Origin of the sequence: Halomonas sp. AOP13-D3-9 (assembly GCF_052379125.1) — a bacterium.
Taxonomy (GTDB): domain Bacteria; phylum Pseudomonadota; class Gammaproteobacteria; order Pseudomonadales; family Halomonadaceae; genus Vreelandella.
This window is the reverse complement of the sequence record NZ_JBQSYH010000016.1, coordinates 1-14,899: the sequence shown is the minus strand read 5'-3', so window position 1 is coordinate 14,899 and position 14,899 is coordinate 1. Positions and strand designations below refer to the sequence as shown.

The 14,899-nt window shown below is 49.3% G+C and carries 18 protein-coding genes; 11 read left to right on the top strand and 7 right to left on the bottom strand.

Translation table 11 applies throughout. The annotated features are described in order from the left end of the window. Positions 1-432: 432 nt before the first annotated feature. The 8 genes from ACT3UM_RS17325 (at position 433) to ACT3UM_RS17290 (ending at position 6,109) form a co-directional block, all read left to right on the top strand. Positions 433-1,122 (top strand): VIT1/CCC1 transporter family protein, encoded by a 690-nt coding sequence (locus tag ACT3UM_RS17325; protein ID WP_016898901.1) that lies wholly within the window; start codon positions 433-435, stop codon positions 1,120-1,122. A gap of 160 nt (positions 1,123-1,282) precedes the next feature. Next, positions 1,283-1,714 carry an acetyltransferase gene (locus ACT3UM_RS17320; protein WP_498901052.1) on the top strand — a complete coding sequence of 144 codons (432 nt, stop codon included), beginning with the start codon at positions 1,283-1,285 and terminating at the stop codon, positions 1,712-1,714. Positions 1,715-1,843: 129 nt separating this feature from the next. Then, positions 1,844-3,418: a hypothetical protein gene (locus ACT3UM_RS17315; RefSeq protein ID WP_498900830.1), complete on the top strand. Its 1,575-nt coding sequence runs from the start codon at positions 1,844-1,846 to the stop codon at positions 3,416-3,418. A gap of 72 nt (positions 3,419-3,490) precedes the next feature. After that, positions 3,491-4,081: a hypothetical protein gene (locus ACT3UM_RS17310; RefSeq protein ID WP_498900828.1), complete on the top strand. Its 591-nt coding sequence runs from the start codon at positions 3,491-3,493 to the stop codon at positions 4,079-4,081. 78 nt (positions 4,082-4,159) lie between these two features. Beyond that, positions 4,160-4,633 carry a hypothetical protein gene (locus ACT3UM_RS17305; protein ID WP_498900826.1) on the top strand — a complete coding sequence of 158 codons (474 nt, stop codon included), beginning with the start codon at positions 4,160-4,162 and terminating at the stop codon, positions 4,631-4,633. 2 nt (positions 4,634-4,635) lie between these two features. Further along, positions 4,636-4,842, top strand: a complete 207-nt coding sequence (locus tag ACT3UM_RS17300; protein ID WP_498900824.1) for a hypothetical protein — start codon at positions 4,636-4,638, stop codon at positions 4,840-4,842. Between the two features lie 116 nt (positions 4,843-4,958). Next, on the top strand, positions 4,959-5,135 hold the full coding sequence (locus ACT3UM_RS17295; RefSeq protein WP_498900822.1) for a DUF3606 domain-containing protein: 177 nt from the start codon (positions 4,959-4,961) through the stop codon (positions 5,133-5,135). Between the two features lie 113 nt (positions 5,136-5,248). Next, the gene (locus ACT3UM_RS17290; protein WP_498900820.1) at positions 5,249-6,109 is read left to right on the top strand and encodes a hypothetical protein; all 861 of its coding nucleotides are present in this window, start codon (positions 5,249-5,251) and stop codon (positions 6,107-6,109) included. A 202-nt stretch (positions 6,110-6,311) separates the two neighbouring features. On the opposite strand, the gene ACT3UM_RS17285 is transcribed toward ACT3UM_RS17290, so the two are convergent. Further along, on the bottom strand, positions 6,312-8,192 hold the full coding sequence (locus tag ACT3UM_RS17285; protein WP_498900818.1) for a putative bifunctional diguanylate cyclase/phosphodiesterase: 1,881 nt from the start codon (positions 8,190-8,192) through the stop codon (positions 6,312-6,314). 264 nt (positions 8,193-8,456) lie between these two features. Here ACT3UM_RS17285 and ACT3UM_RS17280 point away from each other — a divergent pair, with 264 nt between their 5' ends. Further along, a complete protein-coding gene (locus ACT3UM_RS17280; RefSeq protein ID WP_498900816.1) occupies positions 8,457-9,248 on the top strand; it encodes a 2OG-Fe dioxygenase family protein in 792 nt (263 codons plus the stop codon). 1,026 nt (positions 9,249-10,274) lie between these two features. On the opposite strand, the gene ACT3UM_RS17275 is transcribed toward ACT3UM_RS17280, so the two are convergent. Both ACT3UM_RS17275 and ACT3UM_RS17270 read right to left on the bottom strand, forming a co-directional pair. Continuing rightward, complete coding sequence (locus tag ACT3UM_RS17275; RefSeq protein WP_498900814.1) at positions 10,275-10,631, bottom strand: aldo/keto reductase; 357 nt, start codon at positions 10,629-10,631, stop codon at positions 10,275-10,277. Continuing rightward, positions 10,628-10,828, bottom strand: coding sequence for an aldo/keto reductase (locus ACT3UM_RS17270; protein WP_498901050.1), 201 nt, complete (start codon positions 10,826-10,828; stop codon positions 10,628-10,630). Before ACT3UM_RS17270 ends, ACT3UM_RS17275 begins: the two co-directional genes overlap by 4 nt. A 130-nt stretch (positions 10,829-10,958) precedes the next feature. Here ACT3UM_RS17270 and ACT3UM_RS17265 point away from each other — a divergent pair, with 130 nt between their 5' ends. Next, the gene (locus tag ACT3UM_RS17265) at positions 10,959-11,225 is read left to right on the top strand and encodes a 3-hydroxyacyl-CoA dehydrogenase NAD-binding domain-containing protein (protein ID WP_498901048.1); all 267 of its coding nucleotides are present in this window, start codon (positions 10,959-10,961) and stop codon (positions 11,223-11,225) included. 22 nt (positions 11,226-11,247) lie between these two features. On the opposite strand, the gene ACT3UM_RS17260 is transcribed toward ACT3UM_RS17265, so the two are convergent. Next, positions 11,248-12,249, bottom strand: coding sequence for a LysR family transcriptional regulator (locus tag ACT3UM_RS17260; protein ID WP_498900812.1), 1,002 nt, complete (start codon positions 12,247-12,249; stop codon positions 11,248-11,250). Positions 12,250-12,344: 95 nt separating this feature from the next. Here ACT3UM_RS17260 and ACT3UM_RS17255 point away from each other — a divergent pair, with 95 nt between their 5' ends. Then, positions 12,345-12,770 (top strand): hypothetical protein, encoded by a 426-nt coding sequence (locus ACT3UM_RS17255; protein WP_498900810.1) that lies wholly within the window; start codon positions 12,345-12,347, stop codon positions 12,768-12,770. 481 nt (positions 12,771-13,251) lie between these two features. On the opposite strand, the gene ACT3UM_RS17250 is transcribed toward ACT3UM_RS17255, so the two are convergent. From ACT3UM_RS17250 to ACT3UM_RS17240, 3 genes are all read right to left on the bottom strand, one after another. Then, entirely contained in the window at positions 13,252-13,785 is a 534-nt protein-coding gene (locus ACT3UM_RS17250) for an invasion associated locus B family protein (protein WP_498900808.1), read from the bottom strand. Positions 13,786-14,068: 283 nt separating this feature from the next. Next, a complete protein-coding gene (locus ACT3UM_RS17245; RefSeq protein WP_498900806.1) occupies positions 14,069-14,272 on the bottom strand; it encodes a helix-turn-helix transcriptional regulator in 204 nt (67 codons plus the stop codon). Further along, complete coding sequence (locus ACT3UM_RS17240; protein WP_498900804.1) at positions 14,269-14,598, bottom strand: hypothetical protein; 330 nt, start codon at positions 14,596-14,598, stop codon at positions 14,269-14,271. Before ACT3UM_RS17240 ends, ACT3UM_RS17245 begins: the two co-directional genes overlap by 4 nt. Positions 14,599-14,899 lie beyond the last annotated feature (301 nt).

The window sequence follows — 14,899 nt, the reverse complement described above, 5'->3', positions numbered from 1 at the left end:
TGAGGCTAAGTGAAATTGATGGATGAGGCGGTCAATGCATGATGGCGTGTTATGTATGATGTTGTCATGAGACATTATTTGATGGCTGCTTTCGACCCAAAGCGGTCATCCGCAGGATAGGACCTCTGGCTCACAATGCGTTTTTTCTGGTTAGTTCTGTAACGTGAAGGCTTGTATTGCCAGAGGATAATCTTGCAAATACTTATAAAACAATTGCTTACGATCAGAGTTTTTATATTTATGCGCAATTTTCAGAGACTGGTGATAATGTTAACGCGCATGCGCATTTTTCTAACGAGCCTTACTAGGATGAAATAGTATTTACGCTTTTTTATCAGTAGATTAGATGCATTTTGGCAAGGTGGGGCTTCCCAGAAAAACGCGCATGCGCATGAATAAAACTGTTAGCTGAAAAATATATCGAGGTAATAAATGACACACCATGAAATGCATAGATCTCATAGAGTAGGCTGGTTGCGAGCGGCAGTTTTAGGGGCCAATGATGGTATCGTATCTACAGCTAGCCTTATTATTGGTGTGGCGGCAGCAAGCTCATCACAGGAAAGCATTCTTTTAGCTGGTATTGCTGGCCTAGTTGCAGGTGCGATGTCAATGGCAGCAGGTGAGTACGTATCTGTAAGCTCTCAGTCAGATACAGAAAGTGCTGACCTTGCACTAGAAAAAAAATCATTAGCCAATAATTTTGAGTTTGAAAAAGATGAACTCGCAAAAATATACGAAAATAGAGGGCTCGAACCTGTATTAGCAGAAAAAGTAGCTGAACAGTTAATGGCGCATGATGCTTTAGGGGCGCATGCCAGAGATGAAATAGGTATATCAGAAACAGTTAGCGCTCAGCCAGTTCAAGCTGCTTTTTATTCGGCTGGTACATTTACAGTAGGAGCTGCGCTTCCACTATTAGTGGCTTGGGTTATTCCTGGAAACTTATTAATAACAGCTGTTTCTGTGTTATCTCTAGTATTTTTAGCAGTTCTTGGCGGACTTGCAGCTCGTGCTGGTGGAGCATCAATTGCTGTTGGTGCCTTTAGAGTAACTTTTTGGGGAGCTCTTGCCATGGGTTTAACTGCAGTAGTAGGTAGTGTCTTTGGCGTCGTTGCTTAATAAGTAATTAGCCAATGGCGCTATATCATCTAAATTCAGCTAACAAACAGCTCCACCGGACTCTGTAATGTTTGCACCTTTCCTGCAAAAACACGCAGCAAAGTCGCCAACATCACATCGCGCGGTGAGCTGGGCGTTAAATTTTCAATCAGGTTTAGTGATGAATATCGAGATCGTAGAAAAAGAAGATCACCTTAAGCTGATAACAATCTGGGAGGAATCGGTCAGAGCAACTCACGACTTTTTAGCTGAAGATGATCTGCAGGAGTTAAGGCCGCTAATTCTGGAACAGTATTTTGACGCCGTTGACTTAAGGTGCGTTAAAAACGGCAATGGTGAAATACAGGGATTCTGCGGCGTCCATGACGGCAATATTGAGATGTTGTTCATCTCACCTGATGCGCGTGGAAAAGGCATTGGTGCAAGGTTAGCTGCCCACGCTATCAAAGAGCACGGAGCATCAAAGGTCGATGTAAACGAGCAGAATGAGCAGGCGCTAGGTTTTTACCAGCATATTGGCTTTAAAGTGACAGGCCGCTCACCAGTCGATGGTCAGGGCAAGCCTTATCCACTGTTGCATATGGCGCTATAAAAATTTAACAAGGCCAGCCACGGCGACGTCTTTTTCGTTGCGGCTTCGCCTTCACTACAAAGCCGCGCGTGCTGGCGGCGTTAGGCAGTAGCAGTCAGGTACCACCATTAATATTCAAAAGGGATTAATATGCTTGTTTATGCAAACTATATTGAACTAGAAGGAGAGGATTCATTTAGAGCGGTCTTTTCGTCGCTTTGTGGATGGCTAAAGAGGGTTACAAACGAGGCCATCAAACCTAGAGATCTTATGGGTTCAAACAAGCTCAATTTCGATAATGTCTGGGTTACAACAGAAATAGCTAATCAAGAAGCTCCGCACTTGTTCGCTGTAACAATAAAGCATCCCGATAGCTCAGTGCGTGGCAGGCAATGGATAGTTGAGATCGGAATACGCTCTTCGGATGAAAAAACAGCCGTATCGGTTGTGCTTAAAACTGACGAAATGAGTAGCTTGGTAACTTCTGACGTATTTACGACAAGGCCTTTATTAATAAAGTATATCGCTGAAAATTCTAGCTTGGCGCCAGATACGGTCGGTGTATCACCTAAGAAGATTGGTGCTACAAATGATGAATATAGGGCCTTGCTTTATGATATTGAAAAAACAGACAGAAGCTATCCAATTGTCTTGGTAAGCCCAGGGAGAGATGGGGATTATCCGGTTGATATTTCACGGCTACAAGAGCAATTGATTGGTTTGGCCCAAGTTGTTCAGGTTTCATCTGAGTGCAATAGCTATGATATGGCTGAAGTTTTAAGCCAACGTTTTTCGTCATGGAATGGTGCAATTAATATCATCTACACGCCATTTAAAAATGGACACATTAGAAACAAGCTATTTCAATCAAATTACCTTGATGGTCGCTTCTCTTCACAAAAAGAGCTTATTAGTTTTCTTCTATCAACAGTAACGCACAATACGAACATTCCTAAAATTAGAAAGCAAATTCGGTCAGAAGGAGTTAAAGCTAAATCGCTCAAAGAAAGGTTTTTGTCACGAATAAATAACAGTGAGAATGCAAGCTCAGAAGATATAGAAGAAATCCTTGAGATTGCAGCTAGTCAAGAAAATCAATTTAAAATTGACTTAGATCGTATTGAGTTAGAAAAACTTCAGCTTGAAGAAGATAAGGACTCTCTAGAAAACAAGCTGGCGACAGCAAATTGGAATATAGGCTCACTTAAACGGCAGTTGCAGGGCGCGGGGTACAGCACAACCAATACTGATAACAAAGAATTATTGGCCGTTGCCTGCCGGGTCGATGAGCCTACACCCAATGAGTGCATATCTATCATAGAATCTGCACTTGGTGATCAGGTTGTATTCCTTGAGTCGGCCTCTGTGAGCGCCAAGAACTCAACCACCTTTAAGCGGGGTAGAATTATATTAGATATGCTAAGAAAGCTTGTTATCGACTATCTCCCTCTCTATTTGGAAGGAGGCGACAATAAGGCACGCACGATATTTACCAATAAACAATATGCAGCTAATGAATCAGAAAGCGTCGTGAATAATGCCGATCTCGCAAAAACTCGAGAGTTTGTTTACAAAGGAAACTCTGTTTATATGTGGCAGCATCTAAAAATTGGAATTGCTGACAATCCTGAACATACAATTCGAATTCACTTTATGGTGGATAGAGACGACGAAAAGATGGTAGTTGGGTACTGTGGAGAACACTTGCCTTTACCTGGTAGATAAATGCCTAACAAGCAAAGGCAGGCGGATGCTGCGCACCGCTGCTTTGGGCGTTAATTTGCACAAGGAGTCACCATGACTTTTTCAGACATGTTAAATGACAACGTCACCCTTTTGAAAAAGAACGGTGATCGAGTAGATGGCATCAAAGCCAGTGTTCAGTCGAAGAAGATCTTCATCAATCGGTCTGATGTTTTGATCGAAACCGGGGACCTCATTCAGCGGAAAATGTCGAATGGTGGAGAAGAAACCTACGAGGTTATCGACCCTGGCTTTCATGAAGGTTTCGGTGGTATTGAGGCACACTACCAAATGACCCATCGGAAACTTGGCCTGCCAGAAGCCAAGGCAGCAGTTCAGAGTATTACTTATAACATTTCCGGGCCAAACGCTCGCGTTAATAATCATTCCACTGATAACTCAGTTAACACAGTCAATATTAATCCTGATGTCGCAGAGCATATTTCTATGTTACGGCAGGAGGTGAAACGTCGTTTACCTCAGCAGGACCAGCAGCCGGCTCTTGAGGTGGTTGATGCCATTGAAAGTCAGTTCGAATCAAGCACACCAAGTAAGGTTGTAGTCAAAACGCTACTGGGTGCTTTGCCGAGTGCTGGCAGCATTGCATCTATTGGCTCGTTCCTTCTCTCAGCGCTGAGTGGCTGAGGTACAAATTAACAAGTGCAGGCAAGGGACGCTCCTGACGTCGCGCCCCTGCTGCAAGCGTTAGCTTTGGATAGACACATGAGACATTTAATAATTCTCCTGATCGTAATCGGCCTTGCTGGATGTGCAACAAATACATTCCTTGGCAGACCGATGGCTGTATCAGTAGCCGTGATACCTTCCGTGGCTAAATACCAAATTGCGGATTATCTGCGAAGGGAGGGCTACTTAGTATCAGAATCAGCTGATGGATTAATGGTCGACACCAAGCCCTATAAGTCAAAGCCAAAAGGTATATTTGGGTGGGGCCCAGTATGGGAAGAGAAAATTGTCTATCAAATTACATTTGAAGAAGAACCAGTAGTGTCACCTGTCGTCAAGAACGGAATTAGAACATATGTAACAAGCACCGGAACCGCCGTTAATGTGGAAGCGTTAGTGTACGAAAGGCAAAACGCCAATTTTGAATGGGTTGAAGCGCAGGGTGAAGCGTCTAATCAACAAGTAATCCATGACTTTTACAAAAACGTCGAAAAACAATTGAGAGTGTAATAATGGATCACGAAAAGGTTAGAGCAATACTTGCGCTATCTGTCGTAATAGGTGTCTTAGCTGTAGCTGCGCTATTGGTGCTTATGCCTTTAGCCGCCGGAGTTCAAAACGCAACCGATTATTTGAAAGCATTAAAAGAATTTGGCGCTATTTTTAGCGGAATCATAGGTACAATAATTGGCTTTTACTTCGGAAAATCAAAAAGCTAACAATGCCATAAACGCGGACGTCAAAAAGCTGCGCCAGTCGTTCCTCCCTCTGCAGCTTTTTGCCCAGAGCCTAATTTTTTCTATGTATTGGGCACAAACTGAAAAGGAGTATTGCAATGCCAGATGATAAAACAAAGCGTAGCCCTGAAGATAATAAACAAATCGATATCAATGACCCGAGTGAAGTCTCAAATTGGTGTCGGTCTCTAGGGTGTACAGAAGATGAGCTTAAAGCTGCTGTTTCGGCTGTGGGTAAGTCGGCCGAAAAAGTAAAAGAGTACCTAGGAAAGTAAGCCTAACAAGCGCAGGCAATCTGACCGGCAAACCTGTCACTCAAATTGCTTTCGCAATTTAAGCGCCATCTTTGCCGGCAGTTGCTGCGGGCGTCAGCCATTCCGAGGACATCATGAGTACAGCTACAATTTCTGAACTAATCTCGGGAGATAAGGCATATCAGGTAAGGGCGCGCGCCGCATTACCGTTGCTTGTCCGTCAAGCTGAGGCTGGTGCTCCAGTTTTCTACTCTGATCTTGCGGAAGAGTTGAGAATGCCGAACCCGCGCAATCTCAACTACGTCCTTGGGAGCATCGGCCAGTCTCTAGAACGACTTTCGAAGGCATGGAAAGTTAAAGTCCCACCTATTCAATGTCTTGTAGTTAATAAAAACACGGGGCTACCGGGAGAGGGTGTCGGTTGGTTTCTCGTCAAGAAGGAAGACTTTGCAACGCTCCCGCTGAAAAAGAAGAGAGCAATCGTCGAAGCAGAACTTCAGCATGTGTTCTCCTATCCACGATGGCAAGAAGTTCTCAAGGCTCTGGAGCTTGAGCCAACGATCTCTGATTTCACGCCGTTAGTAAACAAAGCCTCGGGTGGCTTTGGAGGTGGTGAGAGCGACGAGCATAAGGCTCTCAAAGCGTATGTTGCAAAAAATCCAAAAGTCATCGGGCTTGGCGCCAACACTCCTGTTGGCACGACCGAATACCCGTTGCCATCAGGTGATAGTCTGGACGTTTCATTTAATAGTAAGAAGATTTGGGTGGCTGCAGAGGTCAAGTCCTCCATATCTACAGAGGGTGATATTGTCCGTGGTCTATTTCAATGCGTTAAGTACAGAGCTGTCATGGAAGCTGTATTGCTTACCGAATCACTGCCACAAAACGCACGAGCTTTACTTGTCTTAGAATCAAAACTGCCTCAATCACTTATTACCTTGCGAAATATGCTGGGCGCTGAAGTTGTTGAAGGTGTTTTGCCCAAAAATGGCTAATAAGTTCCTGCACGTGGATAAATTACTCGCTGCGCTCCTAATTTACCGGTGAACAAGGCGTTAATCAGAACTTCCTTAAAGACCGCTTTTGGCCGATAACAGCAATCCAGCTAGGGCCACAGTGTCAGTCCCTGCGATCAATGAGCATCGGGGACGTTCACAAAGTCTCCAGTCATGGCAACCCCGGGCATTGGACGCCAAATCACGACAAGGCTCCGCTCGGCGGCCCTTCGTGACCAGGCACGAAACCGCCCAGCAGGCGGTCGATTTCCTTGGCAGGCATCGGACGGTAGAAGAAGAACCCCTGGACTAGGTCGCAATCCATTTCGCGAAGCAATGACAACTGTTCAGCGTTCTCGACGCCCTCGGCCACCACCTCCAAACCCAACCGATGACCGATGAAGATGGCACCCTCCATGATGGCCCTATCCTTCGGCTGTGTGGGAGCGTCGTGGATGAAGGAACCATCGATTTTCAGGGCGGTGGCTGGAAAGTGCTTTAGGTAGCTCAGGGAGGAATAGCCCGTCCCGAAGTCGTCGATAGCAATATGAAAACCGCGATGATAGAGGCGCCGCAGATCCTCGAGGACGGTCTCGTCGGCTTCGATCAGGACACTCTCGGTCAATTCGATGCCGATATCCCGCGGGCCTAAGCCGTGACGCTGCAGCGAGTCCTCGAAGCTCTTGAGGGCATCGAGACGCACCAGTTGACGACCCGAGACATTGATGTCGAGGCGGTGCTGATGAAATCCCTTGGATCGCCATTCCACCTGCTGGCGGCAAGCCTCTTCGATGACCCAGTCGCCCAGACGATGGATCAAACCGGAACGCTCGGCCAGCGGGATAAACTCGGCAGGCGATATCGTCGGGCCCTCGGTAGGCTCCCAGCGTATCAAGGCCTCGAGATTCTCTATTCGCCCACTGGCAGCCGAGACCTGGGGCTGGTAGTGGAGGGTGAATTCACCGTTATCCAGGGCTTCCTCTAGTCGTGCCGAGAGATCGTGCTGGCGAACCAGCTCATCATGGAGCTTCTGTTGGAAGAAGCGAACAGCACCCCGACCATCCAGTTTGGCACGATTCTTGGCAACATCGGCATTACGGATCAATTCGCGTGACGATTCACCATTCTCGGGAAAGAGTGCCACGCCCAGACAGGCCGTGACCTGACGCTCCCGACCATCCAGGGCAAAAGGTTCCCGAAAGACATTCTGGACATGACGAACGACCCGTCTGACATCGGAGTCCAAATGGACGCCGGGAAAGGCCAGCACGAATTCATCGCTAGAGACACGAGAGACCAGGTCGGTGACTCGCTGGCGCTCTCTCAGTCGCCGAGTCAGCTCAACGAGCAGGCGATCACCCTGATCATAACCAAGGGCATCATTGATTTCGACGAAGTGATCGATGTCCAGGTAGATGGTTGCCAGGCCATTGCCCTGGCGTCGACAGGAATCCAACAGGCTATCCAGGTCGACCTCGAAGGTCTGGCGGTTAGGGAGATGGGTGAGCCTGTCGAAATGGGTGGCGAATTCCAGGTCACGGTGGGCGCGCTTTTGGTCGGAAAGATCGACATCCACGCAGAACATCAAGGGTGAGTCGGTATGCTCATTGAGCATCAGATGCTGCGAAAAGACCGATACCAGTTCGCCGGTTTTGTGCTTGAGTTCGAGCTCATCGGCGGGTATATCGACCCCTTCTTTGATCCAGGCACTATGCGCCTGGATCACCCCGTCACGCATGAAGGCAGGAATGATCAGATCTTCCAGTAACTGTCCCAGGGCTTCCTCAGCGGTATAGCCATAGAGACGAGTGCTACCCTCATTCCAGTAAATCACTCGCCGATCGCGATCATACCCCTGAACCGCCACCTTCGGCAGACTCTCCAACAGGGCGCGGAATCGCTGCTCGCTCTCCAGATACTGGCGACGTACTAACTTGACTTCTTCCTTGCCGGCGTCATGCGAATCGATGCCATTCGTTGAAGGTGTTTTAGATACCTTCGATACGAGCTTACTGGAAAACTTTCTACGGTTCTCCTTAAGGCGTTCCGAATCTCTGTGATGTCGGGAATCGCTGGCAGTCATGGGATCCACTTAAAGAAAAAACACAGTCAAGAGCCACCATAATGGCAACGTTAGGCACATTGTTGTGATTATCCTACACCTATTTGTAGGAGAATCGACATATATACCTCATCAACGATTTGATCTTGTTTTCAAAAAAATCACTCTTTTTATGTACATTTCTTTGACATATCCTTGCAAATCTTTTCATTTTCCTTCTGTTGGCCGCAGTGTTTACACCGGCAACACCGGGCAATTTCGCCCAGTTAACAGGAGAATACTCACATGAAACTCGATACTCTCAAGCATGGTTTCGACCTCACCTCCATGCCTGCCGATTCACTCGCCGATTATTGGAATCCGGGAGTGACCGAGGCGCTGAGGCATCAGGATTGGGCAAAAACCGATATTCGGGAGCGAATCGATCTGACCGCCTGGCAGGGGTTTGTCGCTGACCTGCCGCGCGATCCCTATGTCAATCAGCGATGGAAGCGGATGTCATGGCTTGCCCTGAATGATCAGGGAGATGTCGAGGATATGGGCCAATGCCCCATGGCTCAGGGGGGTGCCTTCAACGACGCGGAAAGCATGGCGGATCGCCTGCGGTATTATGATCCGCTGACTCGGGAATTCATGGTACGCCCCGATGTGAAGGCCTTCGTTCGCGCCTGGGCAAGGCTGTGGAGTATCGGTGCGCACGAACCCATTCTGATGCAGATCACTGGGGTTCGCGGGGAAGGCAGCATCGACCCCCTTCAGGGACAGGGGGTTCATGCCGATGGCTGCAAGGCCCTGAGCATTCTGGTCCTCAATCGAGAAAACGTGACGGGGGGTGAAAACCACCTCTACGCAGACAAGGCTGGAACGCAACCCTTGGTCGATATCACACTGAATCCGGGTGATATCCTTCATCTGAGCGATGACCGGCTATTCCACAGCGTCGACGGGATCGAACAGCTCGACAGCGAGGCACCCTTCGAGCGGTTCATTATCATCATCAACAGTCGCTTCGTGGACGACTTCCAGAACCGGATGTTGCGTCGCTACTTCCCGGAAGCGATCCTCAATGAGAGCTAATGACACTCTCGGTCAATTGAGAACCTAGCAACACCAACGCCCCTGGAACTCCGGGGGTGTCTTGTTTGTGCGCCTGACTGGCGATGTTCCCGCCGGTGGTGCTGGGAGTAAAAGTCTCCCTCATAAGGCACGAGATCTGTGCGAGCAGCAGGCTCTCGATGAACACGGGTCAACCCTGAGTGCTATCCTGATTCGCTAAGGTATCTATGACAAAACCGAACGCAGGCAAGCTGTGGCTTAATGCAGGCGGGTAAGCTTACCGGCCTTTATGAGCCGGCTTTTTCGGGGGAGTGAGATCAGGGAGCGATGCGGTCACCGCGTGGACTAATCATGCTGAGGGTTGCCGTATAGCCACTGCGGAGTTGCTGCAACTCCACCCAGTCTTTCTGAGCTTTTTTTTATTTAAGAGGTAGGGCGGTTTGATCGCTCTAAAGGCTGCTGTCTATCCTGCCGATATAAATATGGCATTATATTTCGAGCAATATTCAGATATACCCAGGTTGTATTTATAACCTGCTTAACTTTGCAGTTTTTATTGGTGTGGTTTGTGTAGTGGTCAATTAAAACTGAAAGGCAAGAGAATAAGCTTTTAGTTTAAAATTCTTATAGGTGAAGCAGTTGTCGCTTTACTATAATCGGTGCCTAGACAATATTGCATTTTCGACATTAGGCTTGGCAGGGCACCGTAGTGCTTGGTTAGCTAGGTTCGTTTAATGCCCTAGTACATTGGTCTCGCTTTTCTTTGATGATTTTGCAGCTTTCTTCTCTTTTGCAGTTAAAAGTGGCTTCTTCTTGACATTTTTTTTACTGTCTTGTCCTTTGCTCATGATATTTACCTGTATTAAGCTATTAATTGACCAGAATTAAGCTGTATGTAGCCAGCAGCTTTTGAGAGTTGATATTAGCGCACAAAGGAACATCACGCATTGTTAAATAATGATGGACCGACCAAAAAGTAAGTGAAAAAGAAAGGTGCTACGTCGAAGGCCCAATAGATAAGTATCTTCCATCCCCTGGACTCATGAGCTAAGCGATCCCTCGCTCGCCCCAGCCAGTCACATCTTGGCCACCAAATATCATGCGGCGGATCATCGGCTTGGTGAGTCCAGTACTAAATCCGACAGGCGGCGCGCTAGCCTCGTTTAACCGCGCCATGTGCTCTGCGCTCAGCGAGATGTCGGTCGCTGCGATATTGCTTTTGAGTTGCGCAACGCTGCGGGCGCCGACAAGCGTGGAAGTAGTGCCGGGGCGGGCCATTAGCCAGGCAAGTGCGACCTGCGCAACAGGCCGATCAAGATCACCGGCCACAGACGTCAGTACGCCGAGGATGTCCCAGTTTCGGTTCGTAAACTTGCTATCTCCGAAGGGATTCGCACCGCTCAAGCGCTCGTACTGATGGCTTTGTCGCGCTTGTATTTGCCGCTAAGAAAACCGCCCGCGAGCGGACTCCAGAGCATCACGGCCATGTCGGAGAGGGCGTAATAGCGGATTTTGCCCGCGCGAACAAGGTCGCATAACGTCTCTACAATCTCTTCGACGGGCGTTACGCCATCCCAGATGTGCATCCAGTAAAGGACGATATAATCGGTGCCCAGCCGCTTGAGAGATTCATTGATCGCACGGTGAATGTTCTTCGCGTCTGCCCCGCCATAGGTTACCTAACGCCCAAAAAGCCGGGACAGCGTCAGGGCGTGACACGAAACTGTTAGGCTGCATGGCATTCGTTCTTCCGCTCATTGCTGCAATGCCAAACGAAGTATTTATTCAGACCTTGAGTCGGTGGTGGCCATAGATACCGTGCTGACTAGTTCTATCTCCGGCATCGCCGCGTCTCGGTTCACTAGCCACCTGAAACACCCTGAGCGCTGCTTATATGAAAGGGGTTATTTTAAGAGCCTAGCGGGTCTAGAATACTCGGCGCAATTCAGTTTCACTGCTCGCAAGTGTTTTGTGCGACGCACCGTGTGCGTGCCATAAATTGACGAGGTCGCCAGCTCCGCTACTCGTCGCCCGTCATTTTTGCGACAAAACCCAAACCGGTGCTTTGGCGCGGCATGATGATGTCAGATGCTGCGAGGCGTCGGTCAGCCTCATCAATTAGCGTATCGAATGCCGCCAAAACAATATTGCGTAGCCACCGGGTGGCGGGGTCACCATCGAGTTCTGATTTCCACATCACCCGAAAAGACACGTCAGGCAAGGATTCGGGAGGCTCAAATACCTGAATATTTTCACCCTGCGTGCCTCCCAGTAGACACAGCGCGACAAAATTACCCAGCATGTCGGTATTGTTCAAGACTGCACCAATGCCTGACCAACTGGCAGCGTGTAACCCAATCCGGCGTTTCAGACCTAAGCTGTCGAACCGCTCTTCTACGGTCCCATGTGTTGCACCTGGCACGCGCACAACGACATGAGGCCAACTCATCCAACTTTCCGTTGTCCAGTCATTTGACGCGGGGTGTCCATGACGAGCGAAGACATAGCGTTTTAATGGGGGTAGAGCCTTAGCCTTCAATCCTGCCGGAAGAGGGAAGTTGGCATTCCCAAATGCAATGTCTATTTCGCCACTTACGATCTGACCCATGGTCTCCTTTGACAGGGGCTGCCATGCAAGGCCGGACTCTGGTGCTTCTCTGTGCATCCTGCTGACAACTTCTGTGGCCACGATGTCCAAGCCGGGACCGGCTATTTTGAAAATACGGGTGCTTTTCGAGGGATTAAATTCCGTTGGCGGCTGCACGACGCGTTCAATCCTGGCGAGGATCGGCTGTATTTCTTGGTAAAGTGCGAGAGCCCTTGGACTGGGCTGCATAATTCCACCCACACGAGCCAAAAGCGGATCACCAAGCTGGTCGCGTAACCGGCCTAAAGCATGGCTGACTGCCGAAGGTGTCCGGCCGAGTTGTTCTGCGGCCCGATTGACACTGCCTTCATCCATCAACACACGGAAGACCAAAAGCAGGTTCAGGTCTAGGTTTCTAATCTGAATTTCATTCATGCTAAGTGAAGACTATTTGCTTTTCTGACATGGAGTTCCCGGCATAATGGCCCCGTGTCAGTTAAAGATCAATATACAGCTGAAAGGAATTCACGATGGCGTTCTCGCTACCAAACGCAAAGACTCTATTTGTTGATACCGGCCCAAGACTGGTGCTTGGAGGCATCTTTCTGATCGGCGCGATTGATGGGTTTTGGTACATATTCACTGGATCGCATCTCATCCACCCACCAACATCAGTAGATGGTCTGGCTTTTGAAGCCGCTCTCAAACAGGTTGGATTTTTCTGGCCCTTAATGAAAATTATCGAACTGATCGGCGCTTCGTTGTTGCTGAGCAATCGAGCGCCTGCACTAGGGTTGGCATTGCTTGCGCCTGTGATGGCGGTGATTGTGATGTTTCATGCGGTGTTGAATCCCGCCGGACTGCCGCTCGCTGCCATATTGGTGGCAACCGGCGGAATGACCCTTTGGGCCCAGTTTGACCGTTTCAAACCGCTGACAGCTTCTGGAAAACCGTAAGATCCGACCAACGACGCCGACGGCCAGTATCCGTGACCGGGAGAACTTCTATTTGGAACCTGAAGCTATGGCCTGCCATAGCTTCAGTCACTTATACCCAGACGACTAAAACCGTGAAACGGCTATCGGCGTAGGGATACCCAAGAACGCGATCGTCAAGCGCCAACCTGATTACTGGCAACAAACAGTAACGAACGTCCCGGCGCTTTCACACTGGAACTGTCAACGCATTTTGCAGGTATTGGTTGTGGGGCACGCAACCGTCGAAGCCAGCAGAGCCACTGCCAGGCAGGGGCATAGTGGGCCAAGATAGTCCAAGCTCGCTCTCAATGGCTCGGTCGGCGCCCACCTATTCCCCCTCCGGTTCCTGCTATTCTTCCATTTGCTCGGCCATCTCCAAGGCATCGCCTACCGAGATGGCAACGGCTGAGTAGACTTGTCGGCACTGTTAAGCCGGCTTCGTCGGGCAAGGCCCCTAAGATCAGGGAGCGATGCGGGTACTGGCGTCGGTAAAGCCGATCAATGAAATATCTAGGTCTATGCGGTCACCGCGTGGACCAATCATGCTGAGGATTGCCGTATTGCCACTGCGGAGTTGCTGCAACATCGACGGTTCAATGGGAGCATCAGCACGGCACCCTTGTTCTTGGCAAACCTGATAGGGAAACTGGATTGGCTCACCGTTATCCACACTCAATTGCAAGCCCGCAGCCAGACGTACCCCCAGCGGCACGAAGAAGCTCATCACCGGGTCATCGATCTGGGGCGGATAGTCGAGAATTACCTGCATCAAGGGCTGGTCGCTGTTAGGTCGAGTGATCAATTGCGACATCGCACAAGGGGTCGGACCCTCGGCATTACGCTGGCAACGAACTTCCCAGTCCTGGAACGACTCGGTAGTGACATCATTACCGGAGGCTGCCCCCGGTTGTTGTTGGCTGAAGGCATTGGGGGACAACGCCAAGAGCGATAATAGCCCTATCCTGCATAGGTTTTGAGTAAGGTAATGCGGCATTGTCGTAACCTCCTGTTGGTTCACTGATGGTGGATAATAATACCCACCATGCCTGCTTGTTCGCTTGAGGTCGAGCCCCTTGGTTTACGAGAGCGTGGTAGGGCGGTTTACCTTCCTATTCACCCAGCCTTCCTTCAATTGACGGGTTGTAGGATACCGCGCGGCGCCGTGCCTGACCCCATAGATGGTGACAGAATGCAAATCTACACAAAGATGTTGTGTGCACGGAAATAACGATACTAGGCCTTACCATTCTCACTGTGACTCAACAGACTGCTTCGGATCAGGCGGAGTGGCTCTCACCATCAAAAATTCTCTCGATGGGCAAACCGAATGCGCGAGAAATCTGGAAAGCAAGTGGCAAACTTGGGTCGTACCTGCCATTTTCAATCGCGTTAATCGTCTGGCGTGAGACGCCCAATATCGTGGCCAAATCCTGCTGCGACCAATTGTGGTGGGCTCGCAGCTCTTTAAGTTTGTTTTTCATTGATATCGATTCTTAGCGATCATTAACCCAACGATCCACATCAGCCCCATTACTGGCCAAACCCATAGCCATGGCAGATGAGGCGCACCGATGTTTTCCATGAAGCCATAGCTAAACGTCAATAGTGCGGAGGCTGCGAATGCGAACCCCAGAGCCTCGAACTGAATGCGCAGTTGCATCTCGTCCAGCCGTCGCAACTGCCGGACTACCGCCCAACACATAAATGCCGCAGGGATTACTGGGCAAAGGGTGATGGCCGCGCGGGCTACAAAATTGGCTTCCTGAAATTGTTTCAGAGCGATCAATGATGCCACCAGTACAGCCATGTAACACACCAAGGCAGCGCCCATCTCGTAAAGGTATCTCATCTATGCAATCTCCAATGTAAAGTAAGCTTTACATTAACTAATGCTAGGCTGGTAGTAAAGCTAGCTTTACATCCTCTGCCGTCACTCGGTGTACTTAGCCATCAGCGCTTTGAAACCGGCCTGCCTCGGTAGTCGATAGAAGACCCACCATGTTAAATGGGTAAAAAGGGGACGTGGTTATTCATCGGACAAACAGTCCGCTCCTAGCCGCTAGCTGAGATACATAACGTGGCCGTTTTCTTTGCAGCTTGCGCATGTC